This is a genomic window from Cohnella hongkongensis, assembly GCF_042654645.1.
Taxonomy (GTDB): domain Bacteria; phylum Bacillota; class Bacilli; order Paenibacillales; family Paenibacillaceae; genus Cohnella; species Cohnella hongkongensis.
The window spans coordinates 363,212-387,913 of the sequence record NZ_JBHSEP010000002.1; the positions used below are offsets into that span (position 1 = coordinate 363,212).

Below are 24,702 nucleotides of genomic sequence, written 5' to 3' on the forward strand. Positions count from 1 at the left end.
CCGCCCCGACCCGTTACCCTTAGAGTGCAACGATAAAAAGGAGGGTGTATCGCAATGAAAAAGAAATCGCGGTTCGTATCGCTGTGCGCCGCCTTGGCGCTGACGACGACTCTCGCGGCTTGCGGCGGCGGAGACAACGGGAACGAGTCCGCCGCCCCGTCCGGCAGCGGCGAATCGGGACAGCAGGACATTAAGCTGAAATTCGTCTCCTGGTGGTCCTACCTGAAGCCGGAGCATCTGCAAGTGTTCGAGGAGGAGAACCCGGGCATTCGCATCGATTACGAATACGTGCCGCCGGGAGACAGCTACTTCAATAAAATCAAAGCGCTCAGCGCCAGCAACGAGCTGCCGGACGTATTCGCCACCCAGGACGCGAACTTCGACAGCTTGGCCAAAGCCGGAGAAATTCTCGATCTGACCGAGGCGCTCGGCACGCCCGCGTACGATAAAGAAGCGTCATGGCGCGATACGATCAATCCCGTGCTGATGAGCTCGCTGGCCAACCAGCTCTCCGCAGAGGCGGATGCGGCGAACCACGCCTGGGGCGTTCCGTTCGGCGCGGTCAGCGTCGTTGTCGTATACAACAAGACGATGTTCGACGAGCTCGGCATTTCCGCCCCGACCACCTGGGAGCAATTCGAGCAAAACAACGAGAAAATCAAGGCGGCCGGCAACATTCCGATGTCGTTCAACGGCAAGCTTGGCTGGAACAAATGGTGGTACGAGTATTTGCTCGACCAGACGATCCGCGACGTCAAGCCGGAGGATTATGCCTCCGGCGCGGCCAAGCTGACCGATCCCGGCGTCGTCGAAGCGTTCGACAAAATCAAACAGATGTGGGACGACGGCGTATTCGATCCCGGCGGCTTCACGAACGGTCCCGAGGAGACCCAGGCTCTGTTCGTTCAGCAGAAGCTAGCCCAATATATGGTCGTTCCCGAGAACTTCGTCAAATATTTGACGGAAAACATGCCGGAAGGCATCGAGATCGGAGCTTACGCGCTTCCGGGCTACAAGGGACTTACGCCCAACCGGGCGATCGGCGGCGCTTCCAACGTCGCAGTTGTAAGCGCGAAGAGCAAGCATCAGGAAGCGGCCATCAAGTTCGCGAAATTTCTGACGTCCGAGAAGCTGTACCAGCTGCTCTCCTCCGAGAACGTCGTGCCGAGCACGATCGGTTACCAGCCTCCCGAAGGAGATCTGATCATGGGCGCGTTCGCCGAAGCGATCGAAGGCGGCTTCACCGAGCCGCACATCCCTTCCGGACCTGTCAGCGAGCAGGCGCTGAAGGATGCCATGGCGCAAATTCTGCTGAACAACGTTCCGACCGCGGACGCCTTGGCGGAAGCGCAGAAGAAGATCGACAAATGACGCGAATCGCGTAACGACGGCAAGGGCCGCCTCCTCCGAAATTCGGAGGAGGCGGCCCTTCGGCTTTCCGGCTTTTAATATGGATTGTTCCGGACGTTCAGCACGTCCGCGAGGAACGCCAGCGTCAGCCCTTGGCCCCAGCCTTGGATGCGCTTGTCCGGCACGCCCTTGTACCCCTCGGCGTTCTGCATGACCGCCGTGCCCGCGGACACCCCGGTCACCGTGCCGTCCTCAGCAATCCGGGCCAGAATGCCGTCGATGGCGCGCTGCGTATACTTGTTGTACAGCCGTCCCTTGCACAGCAGCGCGGCGGCGATCCCCGCCGAGCCCGACGTCTCCAGCGGCGAGGTCGGATCGTCGACGATCGTATGCCAGAGGCCGGACTCGTCCTGAAGCCGGACGAGCGCGCTCAGCTGATCGCGAAGCGAGCCTTCGATGATCATAAAGTTCGGCAGATCGACCGGCACGATGTCCAGTGCCCTCGTCATCGTCAGCGCCGCCCAGGCGTTGCCTCGCGCCCAATGAACGCCCGACATATGGTTGCCCGCGATATTGTCCCAGCCGTGGTAATACAGGTTCGTGCGCGGATCCTGCAGCACGTTCTCGTGCCCGTGATACTGCCGCAGGCCGTCGTTGAAGTAATCCTCGCGGCCAAGCAGCTTGCCGATCCGCAGCAGGAAGTAGCCCGCCATGAACATCGTGTCCACCCACGCCTGCTCGGGGAAGTTGTACGTCTCCGAGTTGACCGTATGCTGGAAGATGCCGTCCCCGAACCGCGGGGCGTCGTGCGTCAGAAACTCCGCCATCTCCTTCGCCGTCTCGATGTACCGCTCGTCCTTCGTCGCCTCGTACAGCGTGAGCAGGGAATGGCCGACGGATACCCCGTTCACCGACAGCTTCGGCAGGCCGTCCTCCCTATTTTCGTCCACCCAGGCTTTTACCCGTTCCAGATATTCCGCGTTGCCCGTGGCCGCATAAGCCTCGCACACGCCGTAGAACGCCACTCCGCCGGGCCAGTCCCAGTTAAAATCCATGCGGAACGTCCGCTCCACGACCCGATCGATGACCTCTCGAATTTCGTCGTCGTTAAACTGCAATGCCGGCATGCTGTCTGCTCCCTCCAATGTAAAATGCTCCTTTACCCAAATCCCTGGCCGCTTCGTTTACCCCTTCAAACCGCTTGTGCTGATGCCTTCGACGATGTACTTCTGGAAGATAAAAAAGATGACGAACACCGGAACGAGCGACAGCGTCGACATCGCGAACATCCCGCCCCAGTTGTTGAGCGACTCCCCGTCCAGGAACAGCTTGAGCGCCAGCGACACCGGGTACAGCTCCGGCTGGTTCAAGTACAGCAGCGGATGGATGAAGTCCTCCCACGTCCAGTAAAAGGAGAAGATCGCCGACGTCATCAGCGCCGGCACGATCAGCGGCAGAATGACCTTGAAGAAAATGCCGTACTTGCTGCAGCCGTCGATTTTGGCCGCCTCGTCGAGATCGGCGGGCACCGTTCGGATAAACTGCATGATCAGGAAAATGAAAAACGGAATGCCGAGAAACTGCGGCACGATCAGCGGCTTAAACGACTGCAGCCAGCCAAGCTCCGAGAACAGAATGTACTGCGGAATGATCGTCACGTCGCGAGGCAGCATAAGCGTCATCATCATGCACCCGAACCAGAAGCCCCGCCCGAAAAAAGGAATGCGCGAGAAGGCGTATGCGACGAGGGCCGAGCTGCACACCGCCCCGATCGTCGACAAGCCGACGATGATGAACGAATTTTTGAAATACGTGGCGAACGTGTTGCCCGCGAATCCGGCCCAGCCGGTGACGTAGTTGTTCCAGTCGACGCGGCTCGGAATGAGGCTGTACGCCGTCGTGAAAATCTCGTCGTTCGGCTTGAGAGAGCTGGCGATCATCCACAGAATCGGATACACCATGACAAGCGCGAGGACACCGATCAACAGATGATAAGAGAAAGCTTTCCACGGTCTGCGCCAGATCGCCATGTTACCTGTCCCCCTTCGATTCGTAATGGACCCAGTAGCGCGAGGACTGGAAGATGAGCAGCGTCACGACGCCGATGGCGATCAGCGCCACCCAGGCCATCGCCGACGCGTAGCCCATCTCGTAGAACGTGAACGCCCGCTTGTACAGGTACAGGGAGTAAAGCAGCGTTTCGTCGAGCGGACCGCCTTCGCCGCGCGAAATGATGTAGGCCGGCGTAAACGTCATGAAAGCGGAGATCGTCTGCATGATCAGGTTAAACAGAATGATCGGGCTGAGCAGCGGCAGCGTAATCTTGAAAAACTGCCGAACCTTGTTCGCGCCGTCTACGCCGGCCGCCTCGTAGTAATCCTTCGGGATATTTTTGAGCCCCGCCAGGAAGATGAGCATCGAAGAACCGAACTGCCAGACCGACAAGGCAATCAGCGTCCATAACGCGGTGCCGGGATTGCCAATCCACGACGTGCTCGATTCGATGCCGATCAGGCCGAGCGCGGAGTTGACCAGCCCCTGGTCTCCGAACACCTGCGACCACAATATCGAAACGGCTACGCTGCCCCCGATCAGGGACGGCAAATAATAGGCGGAACGGTACAGCCCGATGCCCGCGATCGCCTTGTTCAGCAGCATCGCCACGCCGAGCGCGAAGGCGAGTCTGAGCGGCACGCTGGCCAGCACGTACTCGAGCGTGACTGAGATCGACTTGGCGTACTTTCCGTCGTCGGTGAACATTTTGGCGTAGTTATCGAAGCCGACCCAGCTCGGCGCCTCCAGCAGGTTGTAATTCGTGAACGAATAGTAGAGAGACGAGAAGACCGGGTAGACGATAAACAGCAGAAACCCCAGGATAAACGGGGCGGCGAACGTATAGCCGACCACGTGGTTGTTCTCTCGCAGCTTCATGGCTTCAGCTCCTTGGGCAAAGTTCGGGCTCGGGCTTGTGCGGACCGATCAACAGGTAAGCGTTTGCTTATATGCTTATTATAAAGCCCGGAAACGCGCATCTGAAGGCAAAAAACCGTTGTTTTTGTTCAATTAGCCGACATCATGGACAATTGGCGGATGAACGGCATCTGCACGGCATCTTGACATCCGAATTTTCAAACGTATACTAAAGAATAGTATACTCATCGGATTTATAGAAAAGGTGATGCTGATTATGTTAGTGAATGCCATACTGGCCGGGCTTTTATTTTCCATCGCTATCCTGTCCCTTTATCTGGAGATCAAACAAGACAAGTTTCGGGATCAAGGCATATAGAAAGCCGCCAGTCACGGTAAATCCGAATGTTTACATTCGTCATTCGCCGTGACTGGCGGCTTCATTTTTATACGACGGGCACTCTGCTAGACAAGCCGTGTATTATTCAATAAAACAGACCGATCAGAATACCCCCTAATCCCACTAAGGCCACAAAGCCCGCAACGGCCGTCAGCACCGTTCTCTTACCCAATTTCTTGAAATCTCCCAGCTTGATGCTGAGACCGAGACCCGCCATCGCCGCGGACATCAGAAATACGCTTATTGCGATTAGCGCGTTCACGACGGATTGCGGCAAAACGCCCAACGTATTGACGATGCTCATCGACAAAAACCCGAAGATGAACCAGGGAATCGGCATGCCTCTTAAACCTCTCGACGCTCTCCGCGGTTGCTCTTCCGTCGGCTCGGCTTTCGCCCGGAAATAGAGTCCTAGAACCAACGCTACCGGAATGAGCAGCGCAACCCGACCCAGCTTCACCACGATAGCCGCATCGCTGCCGACGTCTCCTGCCGGCGCTCCGGCGGCAATGACATGAGCCAGTTCGTGGAGCGTCGAGCCGGCAAACACGCCGTATAGATAAGGGTCCAACCCGAGATAAGGATAGAGGACGATGTACGCGACCGATCCGATCGTCCCGAGCACGGCGATACTGGCCACGGACAGCGCCGTCGTTTCTTTCTTGGCTCCGATCAACGGCGCTACCGCAGCGATTGCGGCCGCGCCGCATACGGCAGTGCCTACGGCGATTAAGGCGGACAATCGTTTATCCACCGACATCCAATGGCCCAAGGCTATCATGAACACGGTCGTAAATATGATCACGATCAGATCGATTCCAATGACGGAAATGCCCGCCTCGGCAATTTGGCCAATATTTAACCGCAGCCCCATCAGCACGATACCCGCCCGCAGCAAATATTTGCTGCTGAAGGCGATGCCAACGCCGGCTTCCGGTGGAGCGTCCATCACCGTCTTCCAAAGCACCCCGAACAGAATAGAAATAATCATCACGCCCAGGATGGAGAAGAACGGAAGGGAGGCTAACTGTCCGGCCAATAGCGCCAGCGCAGCCGTAAGAATCAAGCCTTTCGTCAGTCCTTTTACGTCGATCGAGGATTTCGGACGTCCCGATTCAAGATCCGGGGCGGGCGTCCGCCCCAATGCCGGACCTGGGCCAGGCTGCACATAGGAGGGCTCTTGCACGACACCAACTCCCAACTTAAATTCTCGTCTGTAGAATGCTTCGTTCATCTGTAGATTGCTTAATTTCACAGGACGGCCGCAATCGCTCCGTCGATGCTAATTTCTCGCTCTCACCCGGCACAAGGAAACCCGGCCTTCCAACTCGTTAATGATCTCGGCGGATACCATCGAGGCTGTCCGTACTTGCGACTCTTCGGTTAATCCCGCAATATGTGGCGTAATGAGGCATTCCGCTCGGCGAAACAGCGGATGCTCCGCTGCCGGAGGCTCCTGCTCCAGAACGTCCAGCACGGCTCCGGCGATTCGGCCCGTCTCCAGCGCCTCGTTCAAATCCGCTTCGTTAACGATTCCTCCGCGCGCGCTGTTAATCAGAACCGCGTTCGGCTTCATCTTCCCGAAAGCGTCCCGGTTCATCAGATTGCGGGTTTGCGCCGTCAGCGGAACGTGAAGGCTGATGAAATCCGACTCGGCGACAACCCTAGCGTAGCTCGTCAATTCGATGCCGGTCTCCGCAACGGGGAAGTCGAACGGAGACACGTACGGATCGTATCCGCATACTTTCATTCCGAGCGCTCTCGCCCGAGCGGCTACGCGATGGCCGATCTCTCCGATCCCGATCAGACCGAGCGTCTTTCCGGCAACCTCGAAGCCGGTGAATCGCTTGCGATTCCATTCTCCCGTCCGAACCGATGCCGCCGCTTCGTTCAGAAGTCTGCCGTGGGCAAAAATGCCCGAAATGACGTATTCCGCAACGGAAGTCGCATTGGCATTTTTCCCGAAGACGACCGGGATGTTCTTCTTCGCCGCAGCTTGCAAGTCGAGATTATCCAGGCCTACGCCCAGCCGTCCGATCGCTTTCAAGCGATGCTCCCAATCCAGCAGTTCGGCATCGACTTGCGTCTGATTGCGAACGATGATCGCATCCGCCGTGCGCAGTTGCTCGCGCAGACGGGAGCGGTCGTTCCACAGACCCGGCTCGTATACGACCTCCCAGCCTTTATCCCGCAGCATTTCCATTCCGATCGGCCAATTCAATTCGGTGATGACGATTTTCATGAATGCGATCCTCCGCTCGATAATTCGACTCCCAGACGGTCACCCAGCTGGCGCAGCTCGTTCGCCACTTCCGGCGAGATGGAGAGGCCGGAAGCAGACCGCTCCGAATGGCGGGCATGTCGCCGTTCTCCCGGGTAGTGGATTTCATCCGACCCGGCCGCCCTCGGCACTTGCTTGACTTCACGAACCAGATCGTCCAGCCGATCGAAGTAATCGTCTTTATCCATCCATTTCACCATATCGAACAAAATAAAGCTGTGCCCGACATTCGCCGGAGGGTCTCCGTCTTTGTAGAGATTGTTGACATGGGGGCCGAAGGCGGCACCGCCCAGTACGCTGCACATAACCTCGATCGCCATCGCCAGCGCATACCCCTTCGCGCCTCCCAAAGGCAACACGGCGCCTCGCAGAGCTGCGGCCGGGTCAGTCGTATCCGCGCCGTTCTCGTCGATCGCCCATCCGGACGGAATCGGCGATCCCGTTTTGTTCGCCAGAATAATCTTGCCCCGGGCGACGACGCTGGAGGACATGTCCACGATAATCGGAGGGGCTTCCCGTCGGGGAAATCCGAAGGCGACCGGATTCGTCCCGAAGAACGCTTGCTTCCCTCCCCAAGGGGGAATGCCCGGCGGCGAATTCGTCATGGCCATCATCGCCAGATCGGCTTCGCACGCTTGTTGACAGAAGTAAGCAGCCGTACCGAAATGGTTGCTTCCGCGGACGAAGACGCCGGCCAACCCATAGGTGCGAGCCAACGGAATCGCTCGTTCGATCGCCCGGTAGGCCACCACCTGGCCCAAACCGTTGCCTCCGTTCACCTTCAGGACAACGCCAGTCTCATCGAACGCGATATCGGGATTCGCCGCGATTCTGCCTTCCTGCATGCGTCTCGCATAGATCGGCAGCCGACTGATCCCGTGGCTTTCGTTCCCTTCGAGATCGGCGCGGACCAGCGAATCGGCCGCGATCCTGGCGTCCGATTCCGGCATGCCGAGGCGGGTCAGAACCTGCCGGCCGAACGATGATAGCTCGGAAGCGTTCATAAGAAGAGAGGTTTGCTTGTCCGACACGATCGAATCACCTCGCAGAAATAGGTAGTTGGATGCCTCCTGGGCATCCAACCGGGAATGCGGACCTTATTTTAAGCGCTGCGGTACAGCTTGGTCATGACGAACTCTCTGTGTCCGAGCGCTTCGGCTGCCGTATAGCGGCCGTTCACGACCCGGCACAAGTAATCCATCAGTCTGTCGCCGGCTTGCGTCAGGTTGATTTCGCGGGACAGCAAATCGCTGCAGTCCACATCGATATGCTCGCTCATCGATTCGACAGTCTTCGGATTGGCGGATACTTTCACGACCGGTTCGATCGGATTGCCGATAATGTTGCCCTGTCCGGTAGGGAAGAAGTGGACGACCGCACCGCCCGCCGCCATGAGCGTTATGCATTCCGCAGCCGCGGAGGACGTGTCCATGAAGTACAGCCCCGGACCGTTCTGCGGCATCTCCGCCGGATCCAGCACGCCGATGACGGTCTTCGTGCCGGTTTTTTCGATATTGCCCAGCGCCTTCTCCTCGATCGTGGACAAGCCGCCGGCAATGTTGCCTTGTGTCGGCTGCGAGCCGAGCAAATCTACGCCGGATGCTTTAATTTCGGCTATGTAATCGTCATAGATCGCCATGAACTTCTGTTTCAGCTCCGGCGTCGCGCAGCGATCGGCGATAAGATGCTCGCCGCCCGTGAGCTCCGAGGTTTCTCCGAAGAAGACGGTCGCTCCGGCATCGACAAGACGGTCGACGGCTTGAGCGACGGTCGGACAAGAGCCGAGCCCGGTTGTCGTGTCCGATTCGCCGCATTTGATGCTGACGGTCAGATCCTTCAGCTCGATCGGCTCCCGCTGAATTTCCGAAGCCCATTGGACGAATTCTTTCGCCTTCAGGGACGCGCGGCGAATCGTCTCCAGATCGCCCACGCCTTCTATCGAGAACGACGCGACCGGCTTGCCGGTTTCCGCGATGCCGTCGGCGATGACTTTCGTCCAGTTCGGTTCGATTCCAATGACGACGACGGCGGCGACGTTCGGATTCGAACCGGTGCCGATCATCGTTCTGAAATGCAAGTCGAGGTCTTTGCCGTACTGCAAACGCCCGTAAGCGTGGGGCAGAGCCATCGTTCCCTGAATGTTCTTGGCGACCGCTTCGCATGCCGCATTGGAAATATCGTCGACCGGAAGAATGATGACATGATTGCGAATGCCTACTTTGCCGTTTTCGCGGCGATAGCCGAATAGTTGTCTCATGTTTACCACCTCAGAGTCCGAATGTTGTGTGTATGCACGTAATCGCCAAGCGTGAAGCCCTCCGGCGCGTATCCGATCGGCAGCCCGTATTCCAGGACGTGACCGTCCTTGGCCAAGTCCGTAATGGCGATTTTATGCCCGAGCGGAATGGCTCCCTTCGCGACAACCTCGATCGTAGAATCGTCGTCCATGAATACGCCGATGACTTTCTCTCCGGATTCGATATCCGAGGTGGCCACCCCGACATGGTCGCCGCGTTTGTGAATAAGAAATTTGTGCATCCTGCTACCCCCAAATCATCAGTATGGATTGGCAAGCGGTATTCGAAAATACCAATCGCCTTGAGTATAGATCATTATCTTTTGGAGATCAACACTTTTTATGAAATCCCGTTAAGCCGTATTATATCAACTATATTCATTACCTTACTCATTCTTCACTAACTAAAAAACCGATATTGATAATGATCTTTAACTCTATGGAAAGACCATAAGATGAAGCCCGCCGAACAATACGATCAGAAAGGCGGCTTTGCGAATAAATCCGTCCGGAGCCTTCCCGAAAAACAGCATTCCCGACCGAACTCCGAGCCAGGACGCCGCCGCGCCGATCAGAAACGCCGGTACGAAGTCGAAGCCGATATCCCCGTTAAAACCGTGCGCTCCCAGCGTCAGGAGATTGGCCAACAGAAACGTCAATTGCAAATTGGCCATATACTCCCGTTTGTCCTTGTACCGGTGCAGAAAATAGAGAGCATAGATCGGCCCGCCGACAGCAAACAATCCGCCGATAAAGCCTCCGAAGAAGCCCACGGATACGGTGGCCGCCCCGTGGCCCGCCCCTGCAACCCGGCCCCGCCACAGGAGAGCCACCATCAGAATAAGCGTTGCGCCGAGAACGCGCTTCATCGCCTCTTCTCCGCCGAACGCATCCATGACGAAGAAGGCGGCAGCCCGGCTGACCAGAGCGCTGGCCAGCAGCAGCTTGATTTCACCGATTTTAATATGCTCGCGGTTTCTCGCCAGAATCCCCAGGCACATAACGACCGTCACGGCCAGCACCAGCAGCGTGCCGGTCTTAAGCGGCACGACCAGAGAGATGAATCCCATGGCGATGATGCCGGCGCCGAACCCTGTCAACCCCTGAATGAAGCTTCCGACGAACAGAACCGCAAATAAGATCGCGAGTCCATACACGACATCCAGTACGTTCATCCGACCGTCCGCATCAATCTCAATCGTTCAAATCGATGGAAATATACTTGATTTCCAGATACGAATCGAGGCCGTGATGGCCGCCTTCCCGCCCCGTCCCGCTTTCCTTCCAGCCGCCGAAAGGCGCCTGCACGACGGTCGGCAACGCATCGTTGACGCCGACAATGCCGTACTCCAACTGCTCGGACACGCGGAACGCGCGTCCCAGATTGCGGGTAAAGACGTAGGAAGCCAATCCGTATTCCGTATCGTTCGCTTTCGCGACAGCCTCCTCTTCCGTTGAGAAGGAGATCAGAGGCGCGACGGGACCGAAGGTTTCCTCATAGCAGATGACCATGGAGCTATCCACTCTGCTAAGCACGGTTGGTTCGTAGAAGGCGCCCTTCAAGCCCTCGCCTTCGTAACGGCGTCCTCCGGACGCCAGCTCTGCGCCCTTGGACAGCGCGTCCCGCACCTGTTCCTCAACCTTCTCCAGCGCGTTCCAGTCGATGAGCGGCCCCACTTCGACGCCAGGCTCCAGTCCGTTGCCGATCTTCAGCTGGCGGGCTTTGGCGGCGAACTTCTCCGCAAAAGCGTCCATGACCGACTCCTGAACGAAAATTCGGTTGGCGCAAATGCAGGTTTGTCCCGCGTTGCGGAATTTGCTGGCGATGCAGGCTTCCGCGGCCTTGTCCAAATCGGCATCCTCGAAAACGAGAAACGGCGCATGTCCGCCCAGTTCCATCGATACCCGCTTGACATGCTTCGCCGAGCCTTCGATCAGTTGCTTGCCCACTTCCGTGGAGCCGGTAAACGTGATCTTCTTCACCTTTGGATTTTCCAAAAACTCGGCCCCGACATCCCGGCCTTTAGCCGTGACCAGATTGACGACGCCGGGCGGGAAGCCCGCCTCCTCCAGCGCCTGAAACAGGGCGACCGCCGACAGTGGCGTATAGTCGGCCGGCTTCAGAACCACCGTACAGCCCGCGGCCAATGCCGGGCCGAGCTTGCGGGTCAGCATCGATACGGGGAAGTTCCAGGGCGTTATGGCTCCGACGACGCCGATCGGCTGACGGACGACCATAATTCGTTTGCCCTGCGCCGAAGCGGGGATCGTTTCCCCGTAAATCCTCTTCGCTTCCTCGCTGTACCACCGCAAATATTCGGCGGCCAGCATCACTTCGCCTCTGGACTCCGCCAAAGGCTTGCCCTGCTCGGCCGTCATCATCCGGGCAATGTCGTCCGCTCTTGCCGCGAGCTTCTCGTAAGCGCGATACAACGGAACCGCCCGCTCCATGGCCGTCGTCTTCGACCAGCTCTTGAAGGCGGCGTGAGCGGCGTCGATCGCTGCCGCCAAATCTTCGCGGGAACCGATCGGAACGCTGCCGGCGGGCTCCCCCGTCGCCGGATTGCGCACTTCCTTCCGAGCCCCGGAAATCGCTTCTGTCCACGCTCCGTTTATGTACATTAAACCTTTCATTTCTCCGCCTCCACGAATAGGATTAGGCTTTGCCGCTGCTGCCGAACAGCCGGATTTTCTCGATCGCCTTATTCTTGACGGCTTCTCTGGCCTCGCCGAGCACGATGGCCAAATGATATTGTTCGGGATCGTCCTTCCACGCCCGCTGCGCGGCTTCCGCAAAAGCCTGCCGCAGCTCGGTGTCGACGTTGATCTTGGCGACTCCGAGCGAAACGGCCTTGCGGATCAGATCGTCGGGAACGCCGGAGCCGCCGTGGAGCACGATCGGCTGGTCGACGACGGCGCGAATGGCGGCCAATCGTTCGAAGTTCAGCTTCGGTTCCCCTTTATAGAGACCGTGGGCCGTGCCGATCGCGACCGCCAAATAATCGATGCCGGTCTCCTTCGCGAATCGGACCGCCTCCTCGACGTCGGTCAGGAACGCATCCTCCTCGCGAACGGTAATATCGTCCTCCGTCCCCCCGATTCGGCCCAATTCGCCCTCGACGGAAATGCCGACGGCATGGGCCGCTTTCACGACGCGCTTCGTCTCCGCAATGTTGATCTCCAGCGGATGGTGGGAGCCGTCGTACATAACCGATTCGAATTGCTGCTGAATCGCCTGGATCGCCTGTTCGTAGCTGTTGCCGTGATCAAGATGAATGGCGATCGTCGCGTCGGTCTGTTCGCCGAACACTTCGATCATCCGGGTGATCGCCTTCATACCCATATACTTGATCACCCGCTGGCCTACCATGATCATGACGGGCGCTTTCTCCGCTTCCGCCGCCTGCAGAATCGCTTGAATCGTCTCCGCATTGTGCGCGCTGAAGGCGCCGACCGCATAGCCTCCCGCTCTCGCCTGCTCCAGCAGGTCCCGTCCTTTAACCCGTTTCATCGCTGCTTCTCTCCCTCGTCATCATGTGCTGGCCGCCCGATGGAAGCTCCAGTCCGGAAACGACTGAAGATCGTCGCCGGTCAAGGAACGAAGCCAATTTTTAAAGGCGGGGCTTATCGCCGTCCCCCGTTCGTTCACCACGTCCGCGGGCAGCAACCGCTCGATTCCGGCAACCGCTTCGAGCCGGCAGCTTCCCGGGCGGTAGGCGTATCGTTCGTCCGGAAGCTCCTCCCGAACGAGCGTAACCATGCGACCGCTTTCGCCTTTCAGCAGCAGCTCCGCAGCCGCAGCCCCAAGCGCCTCCGCTTCTCTCCGGTCCGCATTCGACACCATGGAGGAGAAGCAGCGCTGATTCATGCCGAGCATCTCCGCGCGAGAAGGCAAATTCAGCCGGGCGGACACTTGATCCGCCAAAAATCGGGACGCCCCGCCCAGCACCGTATTCGTCATCTTCTCGTGCAGCGTCAGCTTGGAGAGCAGCTCGCCGTTCCGGTCGCGAAGCCCTTCGCTGATCACGACCGCCGCATGGCCGATTCGGCTCACCGTCTGTTCCACGTCTTGCAAAAATTCGTCCAGCTCGAACGCGCGCTCCGGAACATAGATCAGATGGGGCGGCTGCTCCTCGCTTTCTTTCAGCAGCATGCTCGCAGCAGTCAGCCATCCGACGTTGCGCCCCATCGTCTCCATAATGCGCACCGACTCGAAGTTGCGCATCGATTTCAAATCTTCTCCGATATCCCGTACGGTCGCCGCCACATAGCGCGCGGCGCTGCCATAGCCCGGAGTATGATCGGTTTCCATCAAGTCGTTGTCCACCGTTTTCGGAATGCCCGCTACGGCCAGATCGTAGCCGAGTTTGTCGGCCGCTCTAGCCATCTCCTGGCAAGCATACATCGTTCCGTTGCCGCCGATCAATACTAACAGATGAATATCGCGGCGTTTCAGATGATGAACCGCGGTATGGAAATCCTCCTCCGTCATCGCCCATCTGCCCGATCCCAGAGCGGCTCCAGGCAGATGACGATACCGGCTCAGATTGCCGTATACGTCGTCATCGATTTCGTAAATCCAATCGTTGACCAGTCCTTGACAGGCATTGACGACGCCGTAGGTCGTATACGCCGATTTGGCTGCTTCCAGAAATCCGACCAAACTCGCGTTAATGACCGCCGTAGGTCCGCCCGCCTGCCCGATTGCCACTTTGGGCTTAATCCCCACCGTCATATGCTCCTCCCAGTTACGGGTAGATCACAGCCTCGATCCCCAATCGCTTGCATAACTCCTTTAGTTCCTCCGCAATGTCCGCATGTACGATCGAATAGTGCGGCTCGAAGCCGTCCGCCATCAAGCTGCACACCATCTCGTTGGCATTGCCGTTCAGGCGAATCTCCCCGGACGTGCCGGCGAATTGCTGAGGTCGATCCAACGCTTCTCCCCGCATAATAAGCATGCGATAGCCTTTGCTCGTCTGACTCAATCGGGATATCGTCACCTGGCCCGCCTTAAGGCCGAATTCCAGCGTAAAACCCATTTTGCGGTTCGGGTGCACGCCGGCTTTCGCCCCTGTCGAAGGGTTGGCCAACGAATAAGCGCCGGCTCCGCAATGCCAGAAGCTGACCGTATTCATCTCCTCGTCGACATGCACCAGATCGCCCAGATAAGGCGGCAGTCCGCCGCTCAGCTCCTGCTGAATGTACATCGAGACGGCGCCGTTAATGTCCGCCTCGCAGGCGGACACGAGACCGTCCTCGATAAATTGGGACAGCGTCGAGCAAGGCGCCGCTCCCAGCTCGACGAAGAAATCCGGCCAGCATCGCATCGCCGCGGCTTTAATCCCGCGTTCGTCGAACAGCTGGCGCAAATAGGCGGCGAACTGCGCGAATTTGATCGTTGGATCTTCTCCCCGGTTTAAGCCGACCACCTTGGCCGCAGCCGCTTCGATCAGCGGAGCGTACTGTTCCTCCGGAACGTTAATCGCTTCTTCGAACAGCTGCTGCAGATTCAACCGCTGCAGCTTCACCCCGGTCGTCTTCGCAAGCAGCCGCTCGTCTACGCCGGAGAAATAGAAGCCCGCCGGATGCTCGCCGACCACTCCGACGGTCAGCCGCCGCAGCTTCGCCGCCGTCTCGAAGGCCGCCAGCTTCGCGCGAAGCTTACGGGCGATCTGCGGCTCGGCAGCATTGCCGAGCATGAAATCGTAATCCCGTTCGAAGTAATGAAGCGCATTGCAGGTGCTGTTGCCGCCCGTGAGCGAATTCAGACGGAGCCGGCCCCCTACCGAAGGCTCCCTCACGGACCATACCAGAATCGGCACATCGTACTGCTCCATTAAATTAACGATGTATTCCGCATCCGCGAACGTAATCGATTGGTAGACGATCAGATCGGGTTTAAACCCCGGATGGGCTTGTATGAAAGACGACATCTCTTCGACAGATGCCAGTATGCTGTCCGGGGCCATCAAATAGGGGGTTAAACCGCCCAGCAATTCCATGGATTCCCGGAAATACCGCTCGGCGACCTCCATTTCGAACGTCGTGCGTCCGATCGGGAAATAGGCCAGATTGACTTCAAACATATCAGCACCCCGAATTAAATGAAATTTTCCAGATGCTGCTTGGCAAGCAGCAGCCCTTTTTGCACCTTGTCGTCCGTGCCCGTCCAGATCGGGTCCTCGTGCTCGATGCTCAGGACGTGATCGTATCCGATTTCGTGCAGCGCCGTAATGAAACGATTCCAGTTCACCTCGCCCTGTCCGGGAATGCGATGGCGCCACCACTTCATCGTCAGCATTCCCTCGGTGCGCATCACGCTTGGCATCACCTCGGTATCCTTGGCTTGGGCGAGAACGATTTTGTCTTTGAAGTCGTGAACCGCCTGTACGTAATCGATGCCCTGCCAGACGAGATGGGAGGGATCGATGTTGAGAGCCAGCGCCTTGGACGGCACCCGCGTAAAGAGCTCGTTCCACAGAAACGGCGATACGGCGATGTTGTAGACGGGAGGCCAGAATTCGTACATCGGACAGTTCTCGAACGCCAGCGTCACGTTGTGCTTTTCAGCAATTTCCGCGACCCGGGGGAATACTTGCTCGTACAAATCCAGATTTTCCTCGACCGTCTTCATCGGATCTCTGCCGGTGAAGGTCGAGACGACCTTAATCCCCGAGCGGGCAGCGGCTTTGATCAGCGTCTCGATCGTAGCTACCGCTTCCTTCCGCTTGTCCGGATCGGGATCCAGATAAGGTAGAGCGCCGTGCATAATACCGGTAATCGGCATGCCGTACTTCTCCTGTAGCCTCTCGAAGCCCGCCGTATCCTTGCCTTCGGCTTGCGCTTTCCAGTCGATGAACCTGTACCGTACGCCACCGTGAAGCTCAATCCCGTAAAACCCGTTTTCTTTCGCCCAAGCGAATGTTTTTTCCAATTCCCAATCTCCGAAGCACGAATGATAAAAGCCGACTCTCATACGTATTTCCCCGCTCTCGTTCAAGATGGAAACTTTACAATTCGATCGTTTTTCCCGTTTCAATCGCGTCCAGAACGGCATAGGACAATTTCAGCATATCCGTACCCGTGGCAAAGCTTACCGGTGCCGGTTGCCCGCTCGCGATCGCGTCCGCGAACTTGCCGAGCTCGATCTGGAACAGCTCTCTTTCTTCCAGCCGCGCCGATTCGACCCGGTCTCCCACATACAGAGTGATCGCTTTACCGGCGTCCCGGCCGAACGTATTGAAGGCCCCTTCCGCCCCACCCTTCGGTCCGAAAATCCGGTCCGGCCGCGGCCTCATCTGCGTATCCTTGGCCAAGCACCACGAGATCGTCATCGTTCCGATATCTCCCGAGGCGTACTCGACGATGACGACGGCCGTATCTACGGCCAACTGCTTGAAATGCGAGATTTCTGGTCGCCCGGCAGCATAGACGCCGCCGCTGGCGCTTACTCGGACCGGTTTGGAGTCGAAGATCGTCTGCCACATGAGCAAATAGTGACAGAGCGTGTCCACGACCGGACCCTGATTGCCGAGTTTGTCGTGCATGACGCGCTTGGGGCGGACCTCCTGCAGCAAGTCGGAGCTGATGACCGTCGGCCGTCCAAACTTGTCTTCTCGAACCCATTCCTTGACCAGCTCTACGCCATGGGCGAAATTCCGCTGGAACCCGATGCCAAATTGCACGCCCGCCTTCTCGACCGCCTCCTGCATTTGCCGGGCGTCCTCCAGCGAGCCGGCCAGCGGCTTCTCGCAAAAGACGTGCTTGCCGTGCTGCGCGGCCAATATGGCGGCTGGCGCATGGAACGGAAGCGGCAATGCGATCGAGACGATATCCGCTTCCGGATCGGCAACCGCTTGCTTATAATCTTGGTAATAGCTTACTCCGCTCAGCCCAACCGCTTCCGCCGCTTTCTTGGCCGTCTCCAGATCAAGCTCGGTAATCGAGACGACTTCGTGTCCGGCCAACGTCCATCCGTGAATATGGTACTTGCCCATATCCCCCGCGCCTAGCACCGCAACCTTGAATGTTTTTGCCACAGCCATCCCCCTCACATCATTCATCATGATGTATAAGTACAAAATCATAATAACATCATGATCTATAAAGTGCAATCACCGGATTAAAATATCCGGTCTTTCCCACACCCGGCCGCCTGCCTTCACCGAAATGGACGGAAAATCGCCGGAAGAAGTCAGCAACTCGTTGCCCGCTTGCTCTACAAAGATCGTATCCTCCGACTTGGCTCCCGCGACCGACGGATTCCAGGCATACATTTGGCCGGCCTCGACGACCAGCGATTCTGCTTTCGTCATGATCTTCTCGCGCGAATTGTAGCCGACCAATCCGCCTTGATGATGATGGCGATATTCTTCCGGAAAGCCTGCTTCCCGATAGAAAGCTTGCATTTGTCGAAACAGATCCGCCAGCTTCACGCCCGGCCGGGTCGCGTCGATCAAGCGCGCGTCGATCTCGGCGACGGCGCGATGACGTCGCTTTAGCTCGTCGGGCGCGGGCCCAAAGCGGACGAGACGCGTCGCGGAGAGAACGATACCGTTTTTACGCGTACATACGATCAGCATGGCGTATTCGCCGACGCATTTATCCGTCGGCAGCGGATGCCGTCTCTCATAGATCCGCTCGTCGACCGCGACCAGATTGACGATCGGCTCAAGCCCCCGCTCCAGGCACCTGTACGCCAGCTTGCCGGCGATTTTGAATTCCGAATCTCCCCGCGCGACGTCGAACGCCGCCTGACTGATAGCCTCGGCCGTCAGGCGGCCGATTGCGCGTGCCTCCTGCGAATCCTCTCCGTCCAGCTTCGTTCGGAGACCGAGCAGATCGCCTTCCGCTTCGGAATCGAGCAGCAGCCGTCCTCCGGCGGGAGCATGACGTGCGACGATGGCGCCCAGCTCGGAAGGATCGAACCACGACCACATCTCGTTGTCCGTTATCCCGCCCTGCGCAAAACCGATCTCTTCCTCTATGAGCCGGCGATTCTCGATATTGTTCGAGATCAGCACGCATTTGTCCGATGTAATCAGAAATTGACAGCAAGCCGGCTCTGAAGCCGAATTGACGTGTGACCGGCCTCCGATCAGCCAAGAGACGTTCTTCTGCAAGGTCAGTCGGAGCGCCTCCACCTTCATGGATTGGAGCGCGCTTCTAATTTCACCCAGCCGTTTGTCGAACCGACGTTGTTTATCCATTTCTTGGCACCTCTTTCTCTCTGTCGTTTACCCTTTCAACCGGGTACGATCCAGCTGCATTTTATACGCGTAACGGTCGCTTCGGTATTTCGTCTTCGTGTACTCCACGGACCGGCCGTCGGCGTCGCGGCTGACCCTTCTTCTTTCCAGCAGCGCCGCCCCGGGACTGACGCCGAGCAGTTCGGCTTCGTACGACGTGGCGTTCACGGCATGGATCGTCTCGCTGGCTTCCTTCAGCACGACGCCATGCTTCTCTTCGAGCACCGAATAGAACGCGATCTTATTCAGATCCTCGCCGGCCAGCAGCTTGCCGATCGCTTCCGGCCAGCAGCTTCTCTCGAATGCAATCGGCTCGCCCTCGGCGAAGCGCACCCGATCGACGATGAATACGAGCGCGAGATCCGGAAGCTCCAGCTTCGACAGCTCGTAGAATCGGCTTGGTTTGAATTGCGCGGAAATCAGCTTGGCGGAATGTCTCATCCCCCGCTCGAGCAGCTCTTCCGCAAATCCGGTCAAATTGCCGAGCCGCTCCTCTACTTTGGCGCTGGTCACCATCGTCCCCTTGCCCCGCCGCTTAACGAGCAGTCCCTCGTTCGCCAGCGACAGGACCGCTTCTCGCACGGTCGTCCGACTGACCCCGTATGTGCGAATAAGCTCCGTCTCGGTCGGAATCAAGGAACCGACCGGCCATTCTCCGCCGGCGATTTTACTTTTCAGAATGTGAATCAACTGATGATACAGCGGCAACGAATGGGACGGATCGAGCAAAGGCTTCAAGACTCCACCTGCTTCAGCTTTTCGATCCATTGCTCGATATGCCGCTTGCCCTTAGCGGAATATTCATACGGGTCAGCGGTCGCCGGATTCTGCTCCGCCTCGATGAGCGCCCAGGAATCGAACCCCGTCTCCAGCAAGTATCGCAAGATCGGTTCGTAATCGATGCCGCCGTCCCCGGGCACCGTGAATAGGCCTTCCACGACCGCTTGCCTGAAATTCAGCCCTTCCCGCCTTACCCGGGCAAGCACGTCCAGCCGGACGTCCTTCAGATGCAAATACCGAATACGGCTGCCATACTTGCATAGCAGCTCGATCGGCTCGTAATTGCCATAGAGGGCGTGACCGGTATCGAACAGCAGGCTGACCAGCTCCGGATCCGTGCGCGACATCAACTCGTCGATTTCCTCCCGCTGCTCGACCGGAGTTGCCGCGTGGTAATGAAAGAGCAACCGCATTCCAAGCCGACGGCAGTATGCGCCGGCCTCATGCAAATTGTCGGTCAGCGCTTGCCAGCCTTGTTCATTCAGACGCACCGCAACTCCCGAATCCGGTTGGCGCGGGTCCCAGAACGGGGAACCGCCCGCCTCGCACACGATGACATACGAACAATTCAAGCCGTGCAGGAAATCCGCATGCTTGCGGAAGGCTTCCTGTTCTTGCGCCGCGCAAGAGCGATCGGAGAACAGTACGAATTTGAATTGCGAGGAAATTTCCAGACGATGTCGCTTCAACGCCGCTTGCAAGTCGCTCGGATCGGTCGGAAATTTGCGGTTCATCTCGGTTCCGTCGAAGCCGATGGCCGACATCTGCGACAATATTTCTTCGGCCGTGTACTTGTCTTCGAATTCCGGGGTGCCGGGATTCGTCCAAGCGATGGCTCCGACTCCCAATTTGAATGCTTTTGCAACGCTCATGGTTTAGACACTCCTTTGGTCAAAGTCGTCGCGTAGAAGGTCCGGCGCGTTCGAATATTCCCGGCCAGCGACACGGCGATCGCTTTGACATTCATCATGATGAATAACTTACTTGGTAATAATATCATGATGAACCGAGAAGAAAAAGCGCTTTATTTTTGCGGTCGCCGAACTTCCGTTTGTTCTATAGGGGTCGTCCGATATTGGCTCGGCGACAGACCGCTATATTTTTTGAACACTTTGCTGAAGTGCTTTTCATTGTCGATGCCCACCATCCTTGAAATCTCCTGGACGTTCAAGTCCGTCTCCCGGAGCAAGGAACACGCTTTGTCGAGCCTGACCTTCATCAAGTAATCGAACAGATTCTCCCCGATGTCCTGCTTGAACTTCCTGGAAATATACTCCCGGCTCAGGTAGAACCGTTCGGCGATTTGCTGCAGGGATACATCCTCGTGATAGTATCTTTGGATATAGTCCGCAATCTGCGAGGCCACCGATTCCTTTTCCTTCTTCGCATCCGCGATCGTCCTTCCGAGGGCGACGAACGACCGTTCCAGCTCGTCCAGCCATTCGTCGACTCGGACGCGGCCGTCTACGTCCGCCGTCACATACGCAAGCCGTTTGAAATCGATGTCCGCTTCGTCCTGGTATTCTTTAAAGTGCTTGGAACAGATTATTTGCAGCTCGTAGAACCAGATTTGAATGAGGTTCAGAGTCACTTCCGGCAGCTTTCTCATCTCGTTCACCACATTGCGGACCGCGGTCTGAACCACGTTGAGCTGACCGCTTCTGATCGCGTACACGAGCTTTTCTTCGTATTCGTTGAGGTAAATGCCTCTGGCATTCTCGACATGCCGGCCCGGATCTTCGAAAATCCATTGTCCCGCCTGCTTAAGATTAATGTGGTGCAGCAGACGCGTTCGGGCTTCCTGATAGGATACGGCCGCGCCGTGCGGGAAAGCGTACGCCCCCCCGACGGAGATAAACAATTTGGCTCCGAACGTCGTCTCGATTCCCTCGTTGATCTCTTCCAGAAGCCGCTTCGTGCGGTCCGAATCGCACCACAGAATGATTCCGATCTCCAGTTCGGCGTTCCAGTTGCGGAAAGCATATCCGGAACCGGATGCGTTCAAATACTCGTTGCAGATGTTCGTGAAGGAAAAATAGAGCAAATCGAGATGGGACGAGAACCGTTCGTAGACGGATCCATGAATCAGCTTCAAGCTCAAGAGCGCGATTTGAACGGGCTTGTCCGCCATGTGGAGCGTTTCGTCGAGCTCCTTGAGCAGCTCGGCGTTACGCGACGGCGTCTCGATAAAATCCGAGAACGTCTTGTCCCAGTAAATCGGCTGTATCTGATTCATCCTCATCCGGTCCGAACGCTTCTCCGTTCTGGACAGCTCTTCGTGGCGCCATTCCTTAATCGCCTTCTCGAACGCGTCGAGAAGCTGCCTGCGGTCGATCGGCTTCAGCAAATAGTCGAGACCGCCGTAACGGACCGTATTTTGTACGTACTCGAAGTCGTTATAGCCGCTTACGACAATGATTTTCGAATGCGGCGATTGCTCGTTCGCCCATTTCAACACTTCGATGCCGCTTTGATTATAGAGCATCATATCCAGAAACACGATTTCCGGCTTATGCGCTCCGACGCACGCTTTGGCCGTCTCGATATCCTGCGCCTCCATCACCTCGGCCACTTCGTAATCCTGCCACGGAATGAGAAGCTTGATGGCATCCCTTACGTTCTTCTCGTCATCTACGATCAATACTTTCATGTTCGTCTTCACCGCCCCGGTTCAAAGGTATCGCAATCGTGACGTTAAGTCCGCGCGGATGGACGCCGCTGAAGATCATCGCGACCTCGTCGTGATAATAAAGCTTCAGCCGGCTCATGACATTGTTGAGTCCGATATGCTCTTTTGCGTTAAAGGCATATTCGGAAGCATTCAGCTCCCGTTGCAGCCTGGTCAGCTTATCTGCGGGGATGCCCGCGCCGTTGTCTTCGACGGTCAGCATTAGCAGCCCCGGCTCGGCCAGCCTCGCCGCAATGACGATTCTCGCTTCTCCCTCGATGATGCCGTGCTTGAAATAATTTTCCACAATCGGCTGCAGCGTCATCTTGGGGAGCGGAATATCCATTGCCGCAGAATCCAGCTCGAATCTCACTTCCAGCTCTTCGAACCGCTCCTGCTGCACCTCCAGATAGGAGCGAATATATTCGATTTCCCGGCTAAGCGGAACGATCGTCTCTTCGAGATCCATATTGTAGTGCATCATCCTGCCGATCGCGGAGGCCAAGGAATACACCTTCAAGTTCTCCTCCTTGAGGGCAAGCGTTCCGATCGATTGCAGCGCATTGTTCAGAAAATGGGGGTTAATCTGAGCCTGCAGCGCTTTTAACTGGTTCGTCTTATTGGCGATTTCCATACGATATTCGCGAAGAATGAGATGGTTCAGATGCTCGACCATGTTATGGAACTTGTTGAACAGCACGCCGAACTCGTCCTTGCGTTTGACATTTTGAAAGCTTGCCCGGAAGTCCCGCCTTTCGACCAATTCGATTTCATGGATCAGCCGCTTGATCGGATCGATGAAATTATACACAACAATCAGGGAGGCGAATGCGGCAACCATCAGGAACAGGACGAGCACCAGCGTATTGAGCATCAGCAGCTGCTCCGCGCTCTCGCTGAACAGGTCCTTCGGAATTTTCTTGATCAACGTCCAATCGGCGAACGGAAGATCCGTCGATTCGTACAAGATCAGGCCGCTGAACGAGCTGTCGTTCACCTCGAAGTGGGAGGCTTCTGTCTCGCGATCCGCCAATCGACTCAACCAGGCGTCCTCCAGCCGGCTTCCGATCCAATTGTCCCCCGTCGAATAGATGACGTTGTGTTCCTCGTCGAGAATCAAAATCTGCTCGTCCGATTCCGCTGTATAGAGCATCTCCGCGATAAATGCCAAATAGTCCAACTTCACGTCGACGACCAGAACGCCGAGCCGATCCTTCAACGGAATATCCTCGAGAACCCGATAGAACGAAAAGACCGGCACCGATTGATAGGAATGGGCCAGCAGCGATTCTTTGATCCCGTAGGAGTCGCTCCTATGCGTCGGATCGATGTAAACGGTTGCATCCGTGCGCGTTGTAATATCGACATTCTTCTGATTTCTGACGTAATCTTTCCAGAACAAGTGGGTCATCTCGTCCTTGTCGATCCGAAGAGCGACCTGGTAGAAGCTCGCGGTCGAATTTCCGAGCGTTTCCAGTGAACCGTTGACTTCGATCTGCTGCAGAAAATTATCGCTGCCCTTCTTCACCGTCTCGAACAGACTGCTTCCGTAGAAAAGCGTGGAGTGAGTGACCTGATCGATGTCGGCCAAGTAATTTTGAATGTTGACCCTGCCCTGGAACAGCAGCTTGGAGTTCTGGTGGATCAGATCTTCTTTAACGGAATTTTTCGTGAAATGATAAGTGATAAGAATCGATGTAGCGATCGGGATCAAGATGGCGACTAAAAGCAATGCGCTTAATTTGTACCGGATGCTGAACAAGTCCACCACCGTCTCCTCGGAATGATTAAGTCAATAATTTGCACTAAATCCTATCAACCACGCTCGTTTACCGTTACGTCGCCGCCCTATAAACTTAAGATCAACATGGAGTAGGAGGTTACCCTATGAAACTTACCAGAAACGATCAATGGGCGCAAGCGATCGTTTTTATCGGACCGGGATTGCTCATGTTCGCCATCATGAAGCTTATCCCTTTCGCAATGGGCATGTATTATTCCTTTACCGATTGGAACGGGATATCCGATAGCAAAAATTTCGTCGGCCTGAAAAACTTCGCCAACCTGCTGACGGACGACAACTTCATCCAGTCCTTCGTCTTCACTTCCAAGTATACGATCGCCGTCCTGATCCTGAACAATTTGATCGCCTTCCTGCTGGCCTTTCTTCTCACTCGGAGGATCCGGTTCCGGAACGCCGCCCGGGTCGTCATTTTTATGCCTAACGTGATCGGCGGCATTCTGCTCGGCTTCATCTGGCAATTTATTTTCGTCAAAAGCTTTCCGTCCATCGGAGAAATTGTTCAAGTCGGTTTCTTTAACCTTCCGTGGCTCGGCACCTCCACGACCGCCTTCTGGGGAGTCGTCATCGTATCGATCTGGCAATTCACCGGCTATTTGATGGTCATCTATGTCGCGGGTATTACAAGCGTACCGCACGATTTGATGGAGGCGGCGGAAATCGACGGAGCGGGCACCTTGCGTAAAATCGTTAACGTGATTCTCCCGCTCATTATGCCCGTCGTCACCGTCTGCATGTTCCTGACGATCTCGAACTCGTTCAAAATTTTCGACGTCATCTATTCGCTGACCCGCGGCGGTCCGTTCCAATCGACGCAGCCCGTCGCCATGGACATTTATTACGAAGCCTACAACCGCAACAACATGGGACTGGGCTCGGCCAAGGCGTTCGTCTTCTTCTTCGTCGTCGCCGCCGTCTCCCTCGCCCAAGTCTGGCTCACCAAGAGAAAGGAGGTCAAGTAAGAG

Annotated in this window: 22 protein-coding genes; 2 read left to right on the forward strand and 20 right to left on the reverse strand. The window is 56.8% G+C overall.

The genetic code is table 11. The annotated features are described in order from the left end of the window. Window positions 1-54: 54 nt before the first annotated feature. Window positions 55-1,371, forward strand: a complete 1,317-nt coding sequence (locus ACFO3S_RS04825; RefSeq protein ID WP_378092859.1) for an ABC transporter substrate-binding protein — start codon at window positions 55-57, stop codon at window positions 1,369-1,371. A 74-nt stretch (window positions 1,372-1,445) separates the two neighbouring features. Here ACFO3S_RS04825 and ACFO3S_RS04830 read toward each other — a convergent pair whose 3' ends face one another. The 20 genes from ACFO3S_RS04830 to ACFO3S_RS04925 all read right to left on the reverse strand — a co-directional run bounded on the left by ACFO3S_RS04830 (window position 1,446) and on the right by ACFO3S_RS04925 (window position 23,704). Beyond that, the gene (locus ACFO3S_RS04830; RefSeq protein ID WP_378092861.1) at window positions 1,446-2,477 is read right to left on the reverse strand and encodes a glycoside hydrolase family 88/105 protein; all 1,032 of its coding nucleotides are present in this window, start codon (window positions 2,475-2,477) and stop codon (window positions 1,446-1,448) included. A 57-nt stretch (window positions 2,478-2,534) separates the two neighbouring features. Then, window positions 2,535-3,380, reverse strand: coding sequence for a carbohydrate ABC transporter permease (locus tag ACFO3S_RS04835; RefSeq protein WP_378092863.1), 846 nt, complete (start codon window positions 3,378-3,380; stop codon window positions 2,535-2,537). Window position 3,381: 1 nt separating this feature from the next. Continuing rightward, entirely contained in the window at window positions 3,382-4,281 is a 900-nt protein-coding gene (locus ACFO3S_RS04840; protein WP_378092866.1) for a carbohydrate ABC transporter permease, read from the reverse strand. 464 nt (window positions 4,282-4,745) lie between these two features. Further along, window positions 4,746-5,846, reverse strand: coding sequence for a YeiH family protein (locus ACFO3S_RS04845; RefSeq protein ID WP_378092868.1), 1,101 nt, complete (start codon window positions 5,844-5,846; stop codon window positions 4,746-4,748). Window positions 5,847-5,942: 96 nt separating this feature from the next. Further along, window positions 5,943-6,902 (reverse strand): hydroxyacid dehydrogenase, encoded by a 960-nt coding sequence (locus tag ACFO3S_RS04850; RefSeq protein ID WP_378092870.1) that lies wholly within the window; start codon window positions 6,900-6,902, stop codon window positions 5,943-5,945. Then, window positions 6,899-7,972, reverse strand: a complete 1,074-nt coding sequence (locus ACFO3S_RS04855; protein ID WP_378092873.1) for an Ldh family oxidoreductase — start codon at window positions 7,970-7,972, stop codon at window positions 6,899-6,901. The genes ACFO3S_RS04850 and ACFO3S_RS04855 overlap by 4 nt, the downstream gene beginning before the upstream one ends. A 71-nt stretch (window positions 7,973-8,043) precedes the next feature. After that, window positions 8,044-9,198, reverse strand: coding sequence for a UxaA family hydrolase (locus ACFO3S_RS04860; RefSeq protein WP_378092875.1), 1,155 nt, complete (start codon window positions 9,196-9,198; stop codon window positions 8,044-8,046). Window positions 9,199-9,200: 2 nt separating this feature from the next. After that, on the reverse strand, window positions 9,201-9,479 hold the full coding sequence (locus ACFO3S_RS04865; protein ID WP_378092878.1) for a UxaA family hydrolase: 279 nt from the start codon (window positions 9,477-9,479) through the stop codon (window positions 9,201-9,203). 195 nt (window positions 9,480-9,674) lie between these two features. Continuing rightward, on the reverse strand, window positions 9,675-10,412 hold the full coding sequence (locus tag ACFO3S_RS04870) for a sulfite exporter TauE/SafE family protein (RefSeq protein ID WP_378092880.1): 738 nt from the start codon (window positions 10,410-10,412) through the stop codon (window positions 9,675-9,677). Window positions 10,413-10,431: 19 nt separating this feature from the next. Continuing rightward, window positions 10,432-11,871, reverse strand: a complete 1,440-nt coding sequence (locus ACFO3S_RS04875) for an NAD-dependent succinate-semialdehyde dehydrogenase (RefSeq protein ID WP_378092882.1) — start codon at window positions 11,869-11,871, stop codon at window positions 10,432-10,434. A 22-nt stretch (window positions 11,872-11,893) separates the two neighbouring features. Beyond that, window positions 11,894-12,748 (reverse strand): class II fructose-1,6-bisphosphate aldolase, encoded by an 855-nt coding sequence (fba, locus tag ACFO3S_RS04880; RefSeq protein ID WP_378092884.1) that lies wholly within the window; start codon window positions 12,746-12,748, stop codon window positions 11,894-11,896. Window positions 12,749-12,769: 21 nt separating this feature from the next. Beyond that, window positions 12,770-13,972, reverse strand: a complete 1,203-nt coding sequence (locus ACFO3S_RS04885; RefSeq protein WP_378092886.1) for a diphosphate--fructose-6-phosphate 1-phosphotransferase — start codon at window positions 13,970-13,972, stop codon at window positions 12,770-12,772. 13 nt (window positions 13,973-13,985) lie between these two features. Next, on the reverse strand, window positions 13,986-15,326 hold the full coding sequence (gene sftI, locus ACFO3S_RS04890; RefSeq protein WP_378092888.1) for a sulfoquinovose isomerase: 1,341 nt from the start codon (window positions 15,324-15,326) through the stop codon (window positions 13,986-13,988). A gap of 14 nt (window positions 15,327-15,340) precedes the next feature. Further along, window positions 15,341-16,174 carry a sugar phosphate isomerase/epimerase family protein gene (locus ACFO3S_RS04895; protein WP_378092890.1) on the reverse strand — a complete coding sequence of 278 codons (834 nt, stop codon included), beginning with the start codon at window positions 16,172-16,174 and terminating at the stop codon, window positions 15,341-15,343. A 76-nt stretch (window positions 16,175-16,250) separates the two neighbouring features. Beyond that, on the reverse strand, window positions 16,251-17,279 hold the full coding sequence (locus ACFO3S_RS04900) for a Gfo/Idh/MocA family protein (protein ID WP_378092892.1): 1,029 nt from the start codon (window positions 17,277-17,279) through the stop codon (window positions 16,251-16,253). Window positions 17,280-17,354: 75 nt separating this feature from the next. After that, on the reverse strand, window positions 17,355-18,449 hold the full coding sequence (locus tag ACFO3S_RS04905; protein ID WP_378092894.1) for a M24 family metallopeptidase: 1,095 nt from the start codon (window positions 18,447-18,449) through the stop codon (window positions 17,355-17,357). Between the two features lie 27 nt (window positions 18,450-18,476). Further along, window positions 18,477-19,226 carry a GntR family transcriptional regulator gene (locus tag ACFO3S_RS04910; protein WP_378092896.1) on the reverse strand — a complete coding sequence of 250 codons (750 nt, stop codon included), beginning with the start codon at window positions 19,224-19,226 and terminating at the stop codon, window positions 18,477-18,479. Then, window positions 19,223-20,140 (reverse strand): myo-inosose-2 dehydratase, encoded by a 918-nt coding sequence (gene iolE, locus ACFO3S_RS04915; protein ID WP_378092898.1) that lies wholly within the window; start codon window positions 20,138-20,140, stop codon window positions 19,223-19,225. Before iolE ends, ACFO3S_RS04910 begins: the two co-directional genes overlap by 4 nt. A 152-nt stretch (window positions 20,141-20,292) precedes the next feature. Continuing rightward, on the reverse strand, window positions 20,293-21,918 hold the full coding sequence (locus ACFO3S_RS04920) for a response regulator transcription factor (protein WP_378092901.1): 1,626 nt from the start codon (window positions 21,916-21,918) through the stop codon (window positions 20,293-20,295). Beyond that, entirely contained in the window at window positions 21,896-23,704 is a 1,809-nt protein-coding gene (locus ACFO3S_RS04925) for a sensor histidine kinase (protein WP_378092903.1), read from the reverse strand. Before ACFO3S_RS04925 ends, ACFO3S_RS04920 begins: the two co-directional genes overlap by 23 nt. A gap of 119 nt (window positions 23,705-23,823) precedes the next feature. Between ACFO3S_RS04925 and ACFO3S_RS04930 the strand changes: the two genes are divergently transcribed. Then, window positions 23,824-24,699 (forward strand): carbohydrate ABC transporter permease, encoded by an 876-nt coding sequence (locus ACFO3S_RS04930; RefSeq protein WP_378092906.1) that lies wholly within the window; start codon window positions 23,824-23,826, stop codon window positions 24,697-24,699. Window positions 24,700-24,702: the final 3 nt, after the last annotated feature.